At 64.3% G+C, this 15,021-nt stretch carries 11 protein-coding genes; 5 read left to right on the plus strand and 6 right to left on the minus strand.

What is annotated here, in order from left to right; all coding sequences use genetic code 11:
* Nucleotides 1–79 precede the first annotated feature (79 nt).
* Complete coding sequence (locus tag JDY09_RS02510; protein ID WP_274717429.1) at nt 80–1,132, plus strand: glycosyltransferase; 1,053 nt, start codon at nt 80–82, stop codon at nt 1,130–1,132.
* The gene (locus tag JDY09_RS02515; protein ID WP_274717430.1) at nt 1,129–2,073 is read left to right on the plus strand and encodes a hypothetical protein; all 945 of its coding nucleotides are present in this window, start codon (nt 1,129–1,131) and stop codon (nt 2,071–2,073) included. The genes JDY09_RS02510 and JDY09_RS02515 overlap by 4 nt, the downstream gene beginning before the upstream one ends.
* Here the strand turns inward: JDY09_RS02515 and JDY09_RS02520 are convergent.
* From JDY09_RS02520 to JDY09_RS02530, 3 genes are read right to left on the minus strand one after another with little or no spacing between them, the layout of a single operon-like run.
* Complete coding sequence (locus JDY09_RS02520; protein WP_274717431.1) at nt 2,036–3,076, minus strand: class I SAM-dependent methyltransferase; 1,041 nt, start codon at nt 3,074–3,076, stop codon at nt 2,036–2,038. The genes JDY09_RS02515 and JDY09_RS02520 overlap by 38 nt on opposite strands.
* Entirely contained in the window at nt 3,073–3,879 is an 807-nt protein-coding gene (locus tag JDY09_RS02525) for a class I SAM-dependent methyltransferase (RefSeq protein WP_274717432.1), read from the minus strand. Before JDY09_RS02525 ends, JDY09_RS02520 begins: the two co-directional genes overlap by 4 nt.
* 14 nt (nt 3,880–3,893) lie before the next feature.
* A complete protein-coding gene (locus JDY09_RS02530; protein ID WP_274717433.1) occupies nt 3,894–4,625 on the minus strand; it encodes a glycosyltransferase family 2 protein in 732 nt (243 codons plus the stop codon).
* Between the two features lie 365 nt (nt 4,626–4,990).
* Here JDY09_RS02530 and JDY09_RS02535 point away from each other — a divergent pair, with 365 nt between their 5' ends.
* Nucleotides 4,991–7,417 carry a hypothetical protein gene (locus JDY09_RS02535; protein ID WP_274717434.1) on the plus strand — a complete coding sequence of 809 codons (2,427 nt, stop codon included), beginning with the start codon at nt 4,991–4,993 and terminating at the stop codon, nt 7,415–7,417.
* Between the two features lie 107 nt (nt 7,418–7,524).
* Here JDY09_RS02535 and JDY09_RS02540 read toward each other — a convergent pair whose 3' ends face one another.
* Together JDY09_RS02540 and JDY09_RS02545 are read right to left on the minus strand one after the other, a co-directional pair.
* A complete protein-coding gene (locus JDY09_RS02540; protein ID WP_274717435.1) occupies nt 7,525–8,604 on the minus strand; it encodes a phytanoyl-CoA dioxygenase family protein in 1,080 nt (359 codons plus the stop codon).
* A gap of 291 nt (nt 8,605–8,895) precedes the next feature.
* Nucleotides 8,896–9,609 (minus strand): TylF/MycF/NovP-related O-methyltransferase, encoded by a 714-nt coding sequence (locus JDY09_RS02545; RefSeq protein ID WP_274717436.1) that lies wholly within the window; start codon nt 9,607–9,609, stop codon nt 8,896–8,898.
* 1,251 nt (nt 9,610–10,860) lie between these two features.
* Between JDY09_RS02545 and JDY09_RS02550 the strand changes: the two genes are divergently transcribed.
* Nucleotides 10,861–12,924 carry a sulfatase-like hydrolase/transferase gene (locus tag JDY09_RS02550; RefSeq protein ID WP_274717437.1) on the plus strand — a complete coding sequence of 688 codons (2,064 nt, stop codon included), beginning with the start codon at nt 10,861–10,863 and terminating at the stop codon, nt 12,922–12,924.
* A gap of 271 nt (nt 12,925–13,195) precedes the next feature.
* Here JDY09_RS02550 and JDY09_RS02555 read toward each other — a convergent pair whose 3' ends face one another.
* Complete coding sequence (locus JDY09_RS02555) at nt 13,196–14,614, minus strand: lipopolysaccharide biosynthesis protein (protein WP_274717438.1); 1,419 nt, start codon at nt 14,612–14,614, stop codon at nt 13,196–13,198.
* Between the two features lie 219 nt (nt 14,615–14,833).
* Here JDY09_RS02555 and JDY09_RS02560 point away from each other — a divergent pair, with 219 nt between their 5' ends.
* Nucleotides 14,834–14,968 carry a hypothetical protein gene (locus JDY09_RS02560; RefSeq protein WP_274717439.1) on the plus strand — a complete coding sequence of 45 codons (135 nt, stop codon included), beginning with the start codon at nt 14,834–14,836 and terminating at the stop codon, nt 14,966–14,968.
* The last annotated feature ends 53 nt before the right edge of the window (nt 14,969–15,021 follow it).

Below are 15,021 nucleotides of genomic sequence, written 5' to 3' on the forward strand. Positions count from 1 at the left end.
GATCCTTGCAGACTGCTCGCTCACAAACTATCGTACCGATGGTGGCGTCGACACAAGCCCTAGAAGCGAGCGTGACTGGATGATCGCGTTCGCCGTTTCGATCACGGACTGGTCTACCTACGAGCGCTGCGCCCGAAGGGGAATAAGGCGTGTCGCCGAGCCCGACTCCGTGATACTGGAGCGTCCGGCGACGGGCTCGATCTTCGATAGCTACAACGCCATCCTCGACGAAGCTGCCGAGCTCGCGGATCTCGAGGCGCTCGTCCTGCTCCACCAAGACACCGAGATTGTCGACGAGGACTTTTGCGCTCGTCTGCGCGGCGTACTGTCGTCCGATCCCGAGGTGGGCGTCGTGGGTTGCGTCGGTGCTCTCGACGTCCGCTCGATCGCGTGGTGGGAGGGGTCAGTGCGCTTGGCAGCCTTCCGGCACCGATATCCGGAGCACGGAGGCGGATTTCTCGACGGCTTTTCCTGGGACCACGCCACCGGTTCCCCGTACTCGCGGGAAGGAGACGTGGAAACGGTCGACGGTTTCCTTCTCTGCCTCACCCCGCGGGTTGTGCGCGATATCCGCTTCGATCCCTCGATCGGTCGTTTCCACGGCTACGACTTCGATTTCTGTCTGCAGGTACGAGAGGCGGGAATGAAAGTGCGCGCGGTCGGATTTCGTGCCATACACCATCACTCGCTCAACCTGGTCTCGGATTTAGACGGTTGGGTCGAGGCGAACGTGGCAGTTGTCCGGAAGTGGTATGGCCGGATGCCTCGAGTGGGTGTCGGACCAGGGCGATGGCGTCAGCGCGCTCGGAGGGCAGCTGCCGAGCGGGACCTCGCGGTGGCGATGGGGTACTACTACGAACTCGACGCTATAGCGCGAGGTCAAGACCTTGAGCGAGCGATTAAGAGTGCGTTGACAAGCATCGGGTGGCGACTGACGGGACCGCTACGAGCGACCAAGCACCTCGCGAATGTCATACGCGAAGCCTTCTCGCGCGGTGCGCCGCAGCGTGACCAGATTCCTGATGAGGAGGAGGGGGAGGGCCGTACAGCTGTGTCCCGAAGCTTGATAGGGGCAAGACCTGGGCGTCTCGCCGAAGCGGTCGGGGAGGGTGAAAAGACCGCGTCATCATGATCGCGTTTGGTTGCGTCGTCGAGGATCGTGTAGCTGTCGAGTACTACGCCGCTCCGGGCATCGAGCGCGCCGCGGAAGGGAACTCCGAGGTCCACCTGATCGGCGCGACGCGTAACCGCGCGCGCAACTGGAATCTCCTGCTCGACCTTGCCGCGCGAAACGACGCGCTGGAGGCGCTCGTGATCGTCCACCCGCACGCGCAAATCACCGACCCGAAACTCTGCCAGCGTATCCGCGCTCTGCTTGCGAGCGAGCCCGACGTAGCCGTCATGGGCGCCGCCGGGGCGCGCTGTCCGTCTTCGCCCGCTTGGTGGACAGGGACCGTGGTTTCAGCTGACGTACGGCTCCGCTACAAGGAGCACGGCGGCGGTGAGCTTCCCCGCTGGGTGCCCTTCGACCCCCTTCCCGCCCCTTCCGACGTGGATGTCGTCGAAGGCTCGCTGCTCGTTCTCTCGGCCTGGGCTGTTCGCACCCTTCGTTTCGACGAGCGACTGCCCGAAGGCCACGGTTGCGACGTCGACCTTTCCTTGCAGGCGCGCGCACACGGTAAGCGGGCGTGGGTGATCGACACCAGCGTGACGTTCCACGGTGGCCTCGAGCTGGTTGCCGAGGACGATTACGCCTGGCTCCAGGCACACGAGTTGCTCGCTGAGAAGTGGGAAGGTGCGTTCGGCGCTGACGGTCCGCTCGCGCCGGCGCCGGACACGCCGGAGCCTGGCGAGGCTGAAAACGACGAGGCCTGGCGGGACCGGGCGTGGCGGGCCGAGGCCGAGCGCGAAGCCGCCCGCTCGGCTGCACACACGCGCCAACTGCACGCCAACGCAGCCCTGCGCCCCCTAGAAGCGCAGCTGCAAGAGATCGAAAGATCGCTCTCGTGGCGCTTGACGGAGCCGCTCCGGCGTCTCAACCACTGGCGCCGTCGCCGGCGAGTGCTCGCCTGACCTCTTCCCGCGAAACGACGGTGGCGTGGCGCCCGATACCGAGCCGCGCGCGCACCCGCGAGATGCGCTCCGCAAGCGCAAAAGCCCGCGACTCGAGCAGGCGGTTGAGCACCCGCTCGTGTCGCTGCAAGACGCTGTTGAGCCGCCAAAGCTCGACCTGGTGCGCGTGCTGGCGTGCGAGCTGCAGTACGCGGTTGCCCTCGAGCCGCGCCAGCAGCGGGTTGCGATCGAACGGGGCCAGCAAACGCTCCAGATCGTCGGCGTAGGGCGCGTTGCGATCCCACATCGCACCAAAACCGAAGAAGACCGGCACGACCGCGAGCCGCGCCTGCGGGTACTCGCGAGCGAAATCTTCGACGGCCGTCAAGACCCCGTTGCGCTCGCCACCCTCACGGGCTGCTGATTTCGGGTAGGGCAGACCGTCGGGGCGCGTCCCTGGATCGCCGGGATATATACCCCGTCCCTCGCCGACAAGCGGCTGGCGGTATTCGGCGGGAATCGCTTCTGGATCGAAGTAATCGTCGCGCCGCCCGTGTGGCCAACAGAGATCGTGGAAAAAGAGCAGCGGTAGCGTGTCACCGGCGCGCTCGGCGATCGTCGTGAGCTCGTGGAACACCGTGTAATAGTTGTGGTCGCCATCGATGACGATCGCATCGGCGAGCTGGCGTTGGGCGAGAGCCTTCAGGCTCGGCTCGCGGACCAGCGTCAGAGCGGCGGACTCGCGGGCTAGCGCCTCGAGCGATGGCTGGGGTGCGGGGTCGATCGCTTCGACTTGCGCGCCGCGGCTTTCCGCCCAAGCCAAAAGGAGCCGCGTCAGATCGCCGGCGAAGGCTCCGACCTCAGCGACGCGTGCTGGGCGGGCTGCGTCGAGACACGGCACCAGCAGCTCGGCATGGTGAGCCATCGAGGTCGCCCACCGTGTTGGGTCGTGAGCGTAAGGGTCAATGTCGAACAGCGTTCTCTCGTTGCTTGGGCTTTCCGTAGTCGTTGGCGCTTCACTCATCGCATGCCTCCGTTGGCCGTCCGAGCCTCGCCGGCGTGACACACGGCCAGCACGTCGAGGCACTTATCGAGGTTGTCGTCGCGCAGAAAGAAATCGTCGACAGTTATCGCTTCTGCGTTTGGATGAGGCACCGCCCGCGACCGGGTCAGCTGGAGGTCGTAGAGGAGCTGTCGCAAACGTCGCGGAATGAGACGTCGCAACCGCAGCGGGTCGCGGGCCAAGAGTCGATGCAGTTGCTCGCGCTCGCTGTTGTGTATCTCCATATAGCGGTCGGAGGCGAACAGTCCGTAGAGATCGACCCGCTCGAACGCCGCGAGTGCCAGCGAGCGGAATTCTTCCGGCGAGAACTCGACGTAGTGGTACGGGTCGATAATTTCGTCCGGGACACCGAACGTCAGGCGGTTAGGCGTCCACACGCACGCCACCCCTCCGGGGCGAAGGACACGGTGAAGCTCGGCGATCGCGCGCTCCGGGTCGGGTACGTGCTCGATTGCGTGGACCGAGATGGCGCCGTCGAACGACCCCGCTGGGAAGGGCAGCGCGCGCATGTCGGCGACCACGGTAGGGCGGTGTTGTCCCGCCAAAACTTGCGGGTCGATGTCGACTCCGATGCTCTCGCGGGGCTCTAGGAAACGCGCGCCGTGCCCCACTCCACAACCGACATCCACGATCCGGCCGTCGGGCAGAAATGGCTCGGCGAGCTTGTACTCGGCGGTGTGGCGCTGCCACGAGGGATTGAAACCCCCCTCGGCAGTTACTGCCCGCTCGCCGGTGACGATTCGCGCTCTCAGAGTTGCGACCATAGCCTCGGAAAGGGTCAGGACTGGGCTACGGGGTCACGGGTGAACTTACGGCAGGGCAGCACGCCGGTTCTATGCAGAACGAGTCGGATGCCTGCCCACACCGTCTTGATCCCGTAGACGCTGCCGGCGCGGAACCCGACCGAAGAAGCATCCGCGAAGTAGCGACCGCGCGCGGGCACTTCGGTTATGCGCATCCCGAAATGGGCAGCCTGGTAGAGCAGCTCGGCGTCGAAGCTGAAGTCGAGCGCGTTGCGAAGCCACGGCACCGTGAGGAGCAGCCGCTTCGAGTAGGCGCGGTAACCGGTGTGAGCGTCGGTCAGGTCGGTCCCCATGACCGCGTTCTGGAAAGTCGTCAAGACGCGGTTGGCGACCAGCTTCCAAAGCGGCATCCCATTCGCCCGCGCCATACCTGGGCGCAGTAGACGCGAGCCGAGCACCAAATCGGCTTCACCCGCCAATATCGGCTGCACCATCGCCCCGATCAGCGACGGCTCGTACTGACCGTCAGGGTGGAGCATGACAACGGCGTCGGCCTCGAGCTTCAGTGCCTCGAGGTAGCACGTTTTTTGGTTCGCACCGTAGCCCGCGTTGTGGGGGTGGCGTATCACTCGCACCGGAAGGCGCTGCGCCAACTCCACCGTGCCGTCGCTCGAGCCATCGTCAACGAGCACGATCTCGTCGACCCATTCGGGCGGGATCGCGTGAACGGTGCGTTCCAGCGTGCGGGCAGCATTGCGCGCTGGCATCACGCACACCACCTTCCCGGGTAGCGACCGGCGGACCTCGACGCCAGGACGTTGATCGAAGGCTCGCCGCACCGGCAAGCGCGGCTTGCGCCGGGGACGGAGGGGGAAACGAAGCCTTGTGTGGGTGAGTTGTGGGGGCATCGCGATTCTGTTGCGACTCGTCCTCTCGCACGGGCCACCGTCTAGACGGCCGCTTCTCTGCCGGGCTCGGTGCAACAGCGCAACGCCTCGGGCGAGTCGGGGTCGAAGTCGCTTGCTCCAAACCATGCCACGACCTCGCTTCGCGAGCAAGCGCGCTTTACGATGAGCAGCGCCCGATGCGCAGTGCGGGTGCGCGCGCTCTCTCCGTGCTGCCACCGATCTAGATGCCCGAAGCCCCCGACACAGTTGCTAGTCCCGCCGCCCCCGAGCACGGCAAGCTCGCCACGGCCGGCGAACGCGGCGCTATCGGCCCGCCGCTGGCGCTCGACTTGGCGGCGACGCTGGTTTTGTTTGCGGGCTTTGCGGCCTTGCTCGTGCCGCTGGCGATCGCTGTGGTCGAGCCGCGCCCGATCGAAGGGTTACCGGGCTTTTCGCAGCGCCAGTACGCCGAGACAGCAACCTATGTCCTGCTCGTCGGCTGCGGGCTTCCTCTAGCTGTCGCCTTCGGCCCGCGCTGGGTGCTATTCCTGGCGCGCAAGAGCCGATCGAGCGCCTGGCTGGAGATCGCTGCCTGGGCCACGCTGCTGGCCGTTCCTGTGGTGGTCTTTCGGGCCTTGGCGACGCGGTCGGCCGGTGCCGAGCCCGGCTTACTCGCAGCCGGTATCGGAGCTTGGTGGCTGGCGTTTGCGGTGCGCTTGGTGTTGCTTGGGCGTAGGAGCAGCGCTGCGCTTGCACCCGCGCTCTCGCCGCCAGCGCCCAGTAGGCGCAGGCTCGTAGCGGTTGGTCTGGTGCTGCCGTGCTTTGTTTATCCGCTTCTGTTTGCGCGCAGCGGCGCTGTGCGCCCGCTGCCGATAGCGCTGGTCGCGTTCACGGCGGCAGCGTGGCTTTTCGCCGGCCGCGTGCGCAGGGCGACACGGCGCATCGCGAAGGAGCGTTGGCACCTTTTCGGGGAGCGAGCGCTTGCGAGACGAGCACTCGACGTCGCGGTGGTCGCCGTTCTGGCGGCGTTCGCCGTGAACATGGTCGTCTTTGAACCCGGCGCGCTCGATCGCCCGCTCGATCGGCGCATCTACGACTGGGTGGTTGCTTTCCACGCCAACTTCCTATTGGGACCGGCTAATCAGCTTGCCCACGGCGGCACGATGCTGGTCGACACCGTCTCGCAGTACGGGGTCGGGTCGATCGTCGCCCTCTCGCGTGTAGTCGATCTGGTGAGTTCCGGCTACGGCGCTGTCGGCCTTTTCGACGGTCTGCTTACCTCTCTTGCGGTTGCGGCCGCGTGGCTGATCCTGCGTACGGCTCGGGTGCGCCTGTCGATCTGCATCTTGGCGCTGGCCTTCGTCGTTGTCGTGCTCCTGTGGGGGCGGACGTTCCCCGTCGGCACCATCGTGCAGGACGGTGCGTTTCGCACCGGCATCACCCCGTGGGTGATCGTGGGTTGGCTAGTGAGCCGCCGCGCGCCAGCTGCCGGCAACGCGCTCGTGGCCGTCACCGTCGGCGTATCCGCCATCTGGTCGTTCGAGGTTTTCGCGCTCACATCGGTCACCTGGCTGGCGCTCGTAGCGGCCGAGACCTGGGCTGCGCCGGCGCGCGCTCGGCGGCGGGTCGTACGGCACGGTGTCCTGCTCTACGTCGCGCCGGCGCTGGTGGCGCACGCCCTCTTTGCGCTATGGACAGTGGTCAGGTCGGGACAGCTACCGGACTGGCGCCTATACGGCGACTTCCTGCGAGCGTTCTTCCTCGGGCAGCTTCGCGAGGTCACGTACGACTTCACGCGCTGGTCGCCAGGGATCGGGCTTGGTGGTGCCTATCTCGCGCAGGCCGCCGTGCTCGGGGTACTAGTCACGCGCCGGCCAACGTTGGCGCGCGACCTCGGTGAGCGCCTGCCGGTGCTGTGTGCGCTCGCGGTGTTCGGTCTCGCTTGCTTCTTTTACCTCGTCGATCGCTCTCTTGACCACGTGGTGATCTACGTCGCGCAGCCACTCGTTCTCTCCTCAGCCCTCTGGCTCGACGAGCTTGTGCGCCGCAGCTTGTTCCAGGCGCGCTCGCTGCTCGCGGTAGCGATCGGTGCGTGGGGAGCGGTGGTAGTCGCGCTCGCTCTGTCGGCCGTGTGGCCGAAGGTGAAGCCCGCGGCGCGCGACACGCTGGCGTGGCAGGCAGTGCACGGGACGCAGCGCATCGTTGACCGCTGGCGGCGTCTTGGTGACTTTCCGCCCGTCGACCCCCAAGCCGAGAACGGCGCTGTACTCCTGCGCACCCACGTGCCGGGGTCGTCGGTGCTTGTCCTAATGCCTGCCGATCTTGCCGTCGAGACGCTCGCCCGCGCCGAGAAGCGCAACCGGTTGCCGCTTTCGTTCAGTCTCAGCGACAGCTTCATCGCGCAAGAGCAGGGAACGCGCATGCAGCGCCTCGTCGAGCGCGAGTTACGGCGCGTTCGCGATGGCGATGTGGCGTTGGTCGACTATGGGACTCTCGTGTTCATGCGCAGCGTGAGCGAGGGCCGTAAGTTGCAGCTGCCCAGATCGGTTTCCGTAGACACACTTCGGGTACGAGCGTTCCGCTACGTCGCGCGTAAGTTTCATCTAGAGCCGCTGCGGACCAGGGGTCAGGTGCTCCTCGTGCGCTTGCGTCGCAGTCGCTCCGTACGCTAGCGCCACGACTGCGATTCTCAAGGCGCGCCAAAACAAGGAGGCGGCCCAGCATTGCCAGGCCGCCTCGCGCAACGACGGTACGACTGTCGGACGACCGTTCCCGTGGTTCAAACGGCGAGCGGTCCGTACTCCGTCGGGAACTTCGAGCAGCCGAAAAACCAACACTCGACTGCGTACCGTGGCTTCGGCATCGACGGATCCGAACCCGTCTGGTGGAGCAGCATCTCGTCGAAGAACACTGCGTCTCCAGGCTCGAAGATGGGGCGGATGATGGGCCTATCGCCCGCCGCTTGTTCTGCGACCCGCTGCGAGACTTGAATCGACAGTACCGCCTCGTCCGTTTGCTGCTCGACGTAATGGTCGAGCCTGCGTGGGACGATGTCGAGGCCCGGTGACTCATCGCCACACCTCGACAGAGACAGCCACAGGTTGAGGGCCCGAACCTCGCCCATAAAACTACCGTCCTGGTGCCAGGCACCTGGGACGTGGGGTTCTGCCTTCCGCAGTGTCGTCTTCTGCAGCGAGATCAGCGGCCGTTCTTGCATGTAGCCCTCTACAAGCGAGCGAATCCCATGGCGCGTGATCAGGCCAATCATCTGCTCGCACAGAATCGGCGCATCTGGCGCGAGCACGCCACCACCCTCGCGAATCCAGGGACGCACGAGCAGAGATTCCCGGTAAGCCTCGAGGGGCTGGAACTCCTCGTAGTACCCCGGTTCCGGCTCTTCGCCGCGGAGAGCTTTCTCCCGTTCCTCGAACGCCCTGTCAATCCCTTCAGCTAGTTTGAGCGCTTCATCGCGAGGGACGAGGCCGCGCACGATCAGGAAGCCGTCGCGCAGGATTGCCGCACGGATAATTCCTGGAGTCAGGTCCGCGGCCTTGACCTCGGGAACCTCGCCCTCCGGAGGCAGACTCTCGTAGTCGGGCTCCACGAAGGCGGGGCTTGGACCGCTGGTGAGCGACCTGGCCCCCAGAATGTGGCGCAGAGCGAGCAGCTGACGTTCGATCTCGCGCGTCGGCTGGCGGCGGTATCTCTCTACGAGCTCCTCGACCTGCCGATCAAGCTCGTCGACCGAGTCCGGCAATTGCTCGGCGAGCTGATCGATGGACGAGGCTTCGAGCACCGCAGCGGCACTTGCGCTGTCCGCATGTTGTGGGGTTTTGGAGGTGCGCTTGAATCTCCACATGCGCTCGATAGTAGACGGATTCGTAGTTCTTGCAAGGGGGCGACGGGCTGTTTCGAGCGCCGATGACTCTAAGTGACCGAGCCGCCCGCCGTCCGCGGCCAGGTCGACGCGAAGGCCCGGCGGGTAGCGGAGAGCAGCAATGTCCACTAGCGACGTGAGACCACCGGCTCTCGCTGCTCGAGCCGCATGCCACACCGCCACGCTGAGGTGGCGCTAAGTCTGCCTCGTCGCAGCGTGTCGGAGCACTAGCGGGGTACTTGGTTTGGTCCGTTCCGAGCGCGGTTAAGCCACCTACGACGTACTGGTGTCTTGTTGCGTCTCCTTCGCGCGTTGCTCCTCGGCGTAGTAGTTCCAGTAGCCAGAGAAATCCTTGCGCGTGTAGGCGACGCTTGTCGGATCGTGGGACCAATTCCACTCGTCGAACGGGCCCAGGTAGTAACCGCCTAGTCCGACACCGCTGCCGGAACCGATAAGCCCAGGCGGTGTTCTCCCAAAGCGCCGTCGCCAATATTCCTCAGACCAGAAAAGAGCGCAGTAATCAGTTAAGACGAACTCATCAATGAACACATAGCCCTTATCGACTAGGTGCGGCCATAGATTTGTGATGCAGTCGTCAAGACTGGCCTGCCAGTCGACATCAAGAAACATGAGGACGATTGGCTCTTTGTGGTGTGGAAGAGTGTCCTTGAACCAGCCCTTGCGGAACTCGCAACACTCAATCGCACCGTACCTCTCTACGTTTCGCTTCACGCGCTCAAGATCGACAGCGAGCATCCCTGTGGCTTCAGGTTTCGCATACAAATCTTCACCTTCAGGTGCGGGCAAGCCTTCGAATGAGTCGTAGACTATGAGGCGACGCCCCGTGGCTTGACAGGCCAGTGAGAGATTTGCCGTCGACCCGCCGTACCAGCATCCGCACTCCACGACGACCCCCTCAACCTCGGGCGGTATCTCAAACAGTTTGCTAGCCATGGCAAGGTGCGCCTTGTACGATGTGCCGGTCATAATTTTGCGTGTGTTTCGCCACATCTTGTACGCGAGGATGATTCGCCGCCGCCAAGTAAGATTGTAAGCAGGATGAATTTTTGGGTTGAAGAGGAGCAAAAAGACGACAGTTGCCGGCCACGTAACGGTCGCCCATGATCGCGCAAGGAGAGTCCCGAGCTTGTCGCCAGTAGGTAGGCGGAGCACTCGCCAAGTCTTTCGTATGAGGGTTTTTAGTAGGCGAACCATAGTGCTTACTTCTCTTTCCTGGTTTCAGTAGTGGGGGTGGGCGAAATGTATACGTGCGTCGTCTACCACGCGCTCGCTGGAATCCAGCTTACAGGCTGCAGTTGAGGGTTCGGACCACACTCTACGGCGCGCTAATTGCTCGTGCGTTCCCAAGGTAGAGAACGAGACCTTCGGGGTGCGCTTGCCGAGCGGCGGTGTTGCTGTTTACGGGGGCTGGGCTTTTGACGGGCGCAAGGTTAGCTGTCCTCGTGGAATTGCGCTAGCACTGTAACGCCAGCCCGGAGCCTATCGGCTCCGCTGGAAAATGCAACCGTGTCAGGCCGGCACGACGATGTGGGGCTACTGCGGCTCTGGTTCTTCTCCGGGCGGCGCGCCTCACGGCTCGTAGGTTGAGCTCACCGCGCCGGCACTGCGCGGCGGTGCGGAGTGCAGCACGGTTGGTGCGCGACAGTGCGGCATACGTTGGGTTGCGGCACGACGCGCGGTGCGGCTCGGCCAGACACGACCTGGGCCTGCGGATAGGTCGACCTGATCTTGTTGAGTGTCCCGAGGCTTTCGAGGATGCGAGACAAGCGGGAGGCGCTGCGCAGGGCCCCCTCTGACTTGAGCGATCCGCCGTGGTCCCCGTGGTTGTGGGAGCATGCCCTTTCGCCGCAGGGAGTCATCCACTCGAAGGCTGTCGCGACGCTGACTTTGTGCTTGTGCACAACCGCCTACATAGTCGAGTGCGCAGCAGCGTCTGAACACAAGGCACATGGCCGGCCGTATCGTCTCGGTGGTCACAGCGCGCCGTCTGGGCTCCGGTAGGGCGCTGTGATGGGCTCACCGCTGTCGTCGGGGCTTGGCGGGGCGCGTGCGCTGCTCCTCGCTAACGTTCAGTCAGTGACGCATCGCGTAGCCCCGATCGTAGCGCTGTGGTCACTGGGTGTCGCGTGGCCAACGCTGCGAGTCCTTGCTGGCGAGCCCGCCTACTTCAGCGCCCACGGCTTAGAAGGGTGGGAGTTAGCCGTCTTCGCCGCTGCCGTGATTTTCATACCACCCGCCGCGCTACTGTCACTAGGGCGGATCGTCGGCTTCTGGCTACCCGTCGTCTCCTCGGCACGCGTCGACCTTGTTCTCATCGGCGTGCTAGGGGCCGTCGTGACCTTGGCTTCCAGTCGGGACATCTTCGCCAACAGCGCCCTTGCGGCTTTCGTCGCGGCAAGCTCGATCGGCATGCTCGTAGCCATCGGTTACAGCCGTGTGCGAGCGGTACGCGCCACGATCGGCTTGCTCGCCTTGAGTGCGCCCCTCACGTTCGCGTGGTTCCTATTCTTCTCTGCGTCTGCTCCTGTACGTGTTACCAACTACGTGTCCGGCGACGGCAACGCAACGGCGTCGGAGCGTTCGATCGCGTCGCGTGGGGCCCGTCTCGCTCAGCGTCCGCGCACGGTTGTACTGGCTGTATTTGACGAACTGCCGGCTCACATGTTGACGAATCCGCAACTAAGGGTCGACGCTACGCGGTTTCCCGGATTCGCCGATTTTGCGGAACACTCGACGTGGTATCGATATGCGTCAACTGTCGCCGACGAAACCATCTACGCGGTTCCCGCCATCATTAGCGGCCGCATGCCAAAACAACAGACAGTGGCCCCGATTGCTGCTGCCTACCCCGACAACCTCTTCGACCGTCTGGAAAAAGCGAGATATCGCCTTCTCGTTCAGGAACCGGTCACTCTGCTGTGTAGAAATCGTGCTTGCGAGAGCGAGGCTGTGCCCGGGATCGGAACGCTCGCGCTAGATACGGCGATTGTGGCGGGACATGTCGTTCTGCCAAACAGCATTGTAAGGCGATACTTGCCGTCCATCGATCAGAGCTACGCGCGATTTGCCGAGGTACCTAAATCTAGTGCTCGCCAGCAGTTCGCAGCGTGGCGCAGCCTTGCGGACCCAGACGTGGCCTATAAGGGGAGGTTTTTGCGGGCACTACAGTTTCTTGAAAGGGCTCGTGCCACCCTGCGTGCGTATCGAGGTGACGCGTTCATCTTCGTGCACATTCCTCTTCCACATGCGCCGTGGGAGTATTTGCCAGATGGATCGCAATACCGTTTGGATCCTATTGATGTTCCGGGACTAATAGGTGACACATGGATATCAAACGCATCTTATCCACGCGCAGGGCGTTTGCGCGCACTGTACCAGCTCGCGGCTGCTGACCTTATCCTGACACGCCTGTTGGGCGTGCTTCGCGAGACTGGGCGCTTTGATGGTGCTCTAATGGCTGTGACTGCCGACCACGGCGCAGCTTATCTACCGGGTGCAAACAGAAGAAGTATAACACTTACAAACTTCACCGACATAGCGAGTGTGCCGCTGCTCATAAAGTATCCTCGGCAGCGTAGGTCGCGTGTATCAAGAGCACCAGCTCGCACTATCGATGTGGCGCCGACGCTCTTAGCAGCCACTGGTGCTCCCCACGACGATCTTGATGGAACGCCGCTGCAGAAGGTGCCACAACGGTTGCAGGTGAGGGTTCTCGCGAGCAGAGCACGGCGTTTCGTGGTGAAGGCGTTCAACGCGTTCCGTCGTGAGGAAGACCGCCGTCTGAGGTCATGGGGCAGGATATTGGGCGGCGGAGGTTGGCAAAGAGCAGTGCTCGCCACAGCTCCTGCGGCGCTGTCGACTGTTGTGCGCTCCAAGACGAGGATTAGGAGGTTGACGTCGTGCAACGTTGCGGTTCTTGACGCCTTATGGCGGAGGACTTCTGGGCGGGCAAATAGGAGCACGAGAACTGGAACGCCGCCGACGCGCCCTAGCTCCGGCCGGCGGCGGCGCGCGGAAACGGTTGGGATCGTCAATCTTCGCTTCAGCGGGCGGTGTGGCGGTCTGCAATGGATCGCGTTGGCGGCGGGCCGGAGGGTGCTCGGCGCTTATCCGACCTACCGGTTCTTGGAGAGTACCCACGCGTCACTAGTCGTGTACGGGGTGTCCGGCCCACAGGCGAGTGACGGGATGCGATTGATGGCGCTGCTGGCCGACGGCAGCGTGGTCGAGCTTCCCGCTCCCGACGCGCTAGTACGCGGCTTTCGCAACGAGGGCCGGTGAAGAGCGTGTATGTGCAGTTAGAGGTTGGGTGACGTGCGGGTAACGTAATATGTGGAAGGGCACGTTCACCAGTCGTCGTGCGCGTGGCGCCGATGTCAACGCGTGACTGTTCTCGTTCCTGGCGATTCGTGGAGCACGCGCTAGCGGAGGGCGGGGACGCGTCGAACTGGAATTCCGTGTCTTGCTGTCGCTACCTCGCTGGGGTTGCGCCCAAAGGCGGACTGGAAGCTCCGGTGGTTAGACGCAGTGCGCGCCACGACGAGTCTTGAAATTAGCGATCGGCAGGGTCGTGGGTCGCGGAGTCGGTGGTCCGCTCGTACGTCGAACCGGTCAGGCGGCGTGTGCGTGGACATGCTTCACCTTCCGGATCGCTAACGACCGAGGGGCAGGCCAGCCCGCTTGCCGTAAACATCACGGTTGTGGCAAAGAAAACGGCTACGAGTGACCATGCCAACAGGTTCGGATCGTGTCCGAACCGTAGCGCCGCTGCGATCTCGATCACAAGGGCAGCACAGAGAACGGGAATAGGTAGGCACCGGCCAAGAGCCACGTGATATTGGGCGAGCACGTAAGTGGCTGCCAGCAGCGCCATCGCCACGCCGAGCGGGAAGAGCGCGGACACCGCACCGGTGAGCTCGGGACCGAACGCTGCTCGGACCAGCTCATTTCCGGCCAGGATGAACAGCGCGACCACAGCGACAGCGCATGCTGTTAGCAGCACCCCAGCGTGAAATGCTGGTGTGCGGGGATCGCGCGCTTGGCCTATCCGTCGAACGGACTCGGGAACGACGTACATCGAGAGTCCGACCGCCACCCACATGAGGGCCTTCGCGGCAACAGCAACGGCCGCGTACCCGCCGGCGACGCGCTCCGAGTTGAGGTGTTTGGCAAATATCACGTGGAGCTCTTGCAGCGCCAGGAGGAGTGCGAGCACAGCTGTCGGAACGGCTGATTCGCGCACGAGACGTGACAAGGGCGGATGCCCCGCCAGCACCGCGCGGGGCGGTGCGCTTCTGTAGAGGAGCGCCAAGAGGACCAGGGCAACAAGAACGAAGCTAACCCCGCTGCCAGCGAATGCGCCGGCAACGTCCAGGCCGCAAGCCACGAGTGCCGCCGCAGCGACGATCCGTAGGGATGCATCGCCGACGATGCTCGCTGCGACGAGTCGGTAATGGCCTAGTGCCTGCCACGCCCCGCGGGCTACACCGAGAAGCGCCCAAGACGCTGCAGTTGCGGGCAACAATCCAGCGCCCCAGGCGGTGTCGACAGCGAGCAGGCGCGCCAACGGTTCACGCGCGGCAAGGCCCAGAACGAGAGACACAGCAGTGATCAGGGCGAGCGCTCGCAGCCAGGGCCAAGCGCCGGCGGCGGCGTGGGCCGGGGTGCTCGCTCGCTGGTTGTCGCTGTCGCGGCGAGAAGCGAGCGACGCCGCTTGCCCGAGGCGGCGGGCGGTTGCGACCTGGAGTGCCGTTCCCGGCACCGAGAGGACTAGGAATGCTGAGACCAGAACTGCTAGCGAGGCGTATCCGCCGGCGCCCAGCCAGCGTGCAAACACGAGTGTGAAGAGGAGACCGAGCACGTTCTGCGCTGCCGTTGCGAGCGCCAGCGGAAGCGCCCCCGTGGCGGCACGTTTGACGGTAAATCCGAGGGTTCGAACGGCGCTCTTGCCGTGACGCGCGGGGCGATCCACGGACGGCTCGGGTACCCAGGGGACCTCAGCTTTCGCGTGGGGCACTCGGCGAGCCTACGCGCGACGCGCTGGAGCAGCAAGATCGGCATCTCGGGGCTCGTTGCTCGGTGGGAATGGTTGTCGATGACCGCGCTCTGCTCGGTCGCTCGCTCTGCAGGGCTGTTCCGGCTAGCGCTAACGGACAGCTCCTCGGACAATACCGGGGCGAAGTGGGTTGGCTTGCGTGCCGGTAGGCGTGTGATCGCCGCGACGCCCGTCTACGAGTGGCTCGGCAGCAACTTTGCCGCTCTGACGGCTATCGGTGTGCGGCCACCGGCGTCTGCCCTGCGCGACCCGCGGTTCGTGGTGCGTTGACTCTCGGCAGCCTACGGTCGTTAGCGGCGTCCCTCCGGCCTTCGCGGCACCTA

This window comes from Thermoleophilum album, assembly GCF_028867705.1.
GTDB lineage: Bacteria > Actinomycetota > Thermoleophilia > Solirubrobacterales > Thermoleophilaceae > Thermoleophilum.

Bases quoted from the DNA above. Each gene is read 5' to 3' on its own strand.
- JDY09_RS02510 (WP_274717429.1), top strand. From the start codon at position 80: ATGATCGCGTTCGCCGTTTCGATCACGGACTGGTCTACCTACGAGCGC.
- JDY09_RS02515 (WP_274717430.1), top strand. From the start codon at position 1,129: ATGATCGCGTTTGGTTGCGTCGTCGAGGATCGTGTAGCTGTCGAGTAC.
- JDY09_RS02520 (WP_274717431.1), bottom strand. From the start codon at position 3,076: ATGAGTGAAGCGCCAACGACTACGGAAAGCCCAAGCAACGAGAGAACG.
- JDY09_RS02525 (WP_274717432.1), bottom strand. From the start codon at position 3,879: ATGGTCGCAACTCTGAGAGCGCGAATCGTCACCGGCGAGCGGGCAGTA.
- JDY09_RS02530 (WP_274717433.1), bottom strand. From the start codon at position 4,625: ATGCCAGCGCGCAATGCTGCCCGCACGCTGGAACGCACCGTTCACGCG.
- JDY09_RS02535 (WP_274717434.1), top strand. From the start codon at position 4,991: ATGCCCGAAGCCCCCGACACAGTTGCTAGTCCCGCCGCCCCCGAGCAC.
- JDY09_RS02540 (WP_274717435.1), bottom strand. From the start codon at position 8,604: ATGTGGAGATTCAAGCGCACCTCCAAAACCCCACAACATGCGGACAGC.
- JDY09_RS02545 (WP_274717436.1), bottom strand. From the start codon at position 9,609: ATGACCGGCACATCGTACAAGGCGCACCTTGCCATGGCTAGCAAACTG.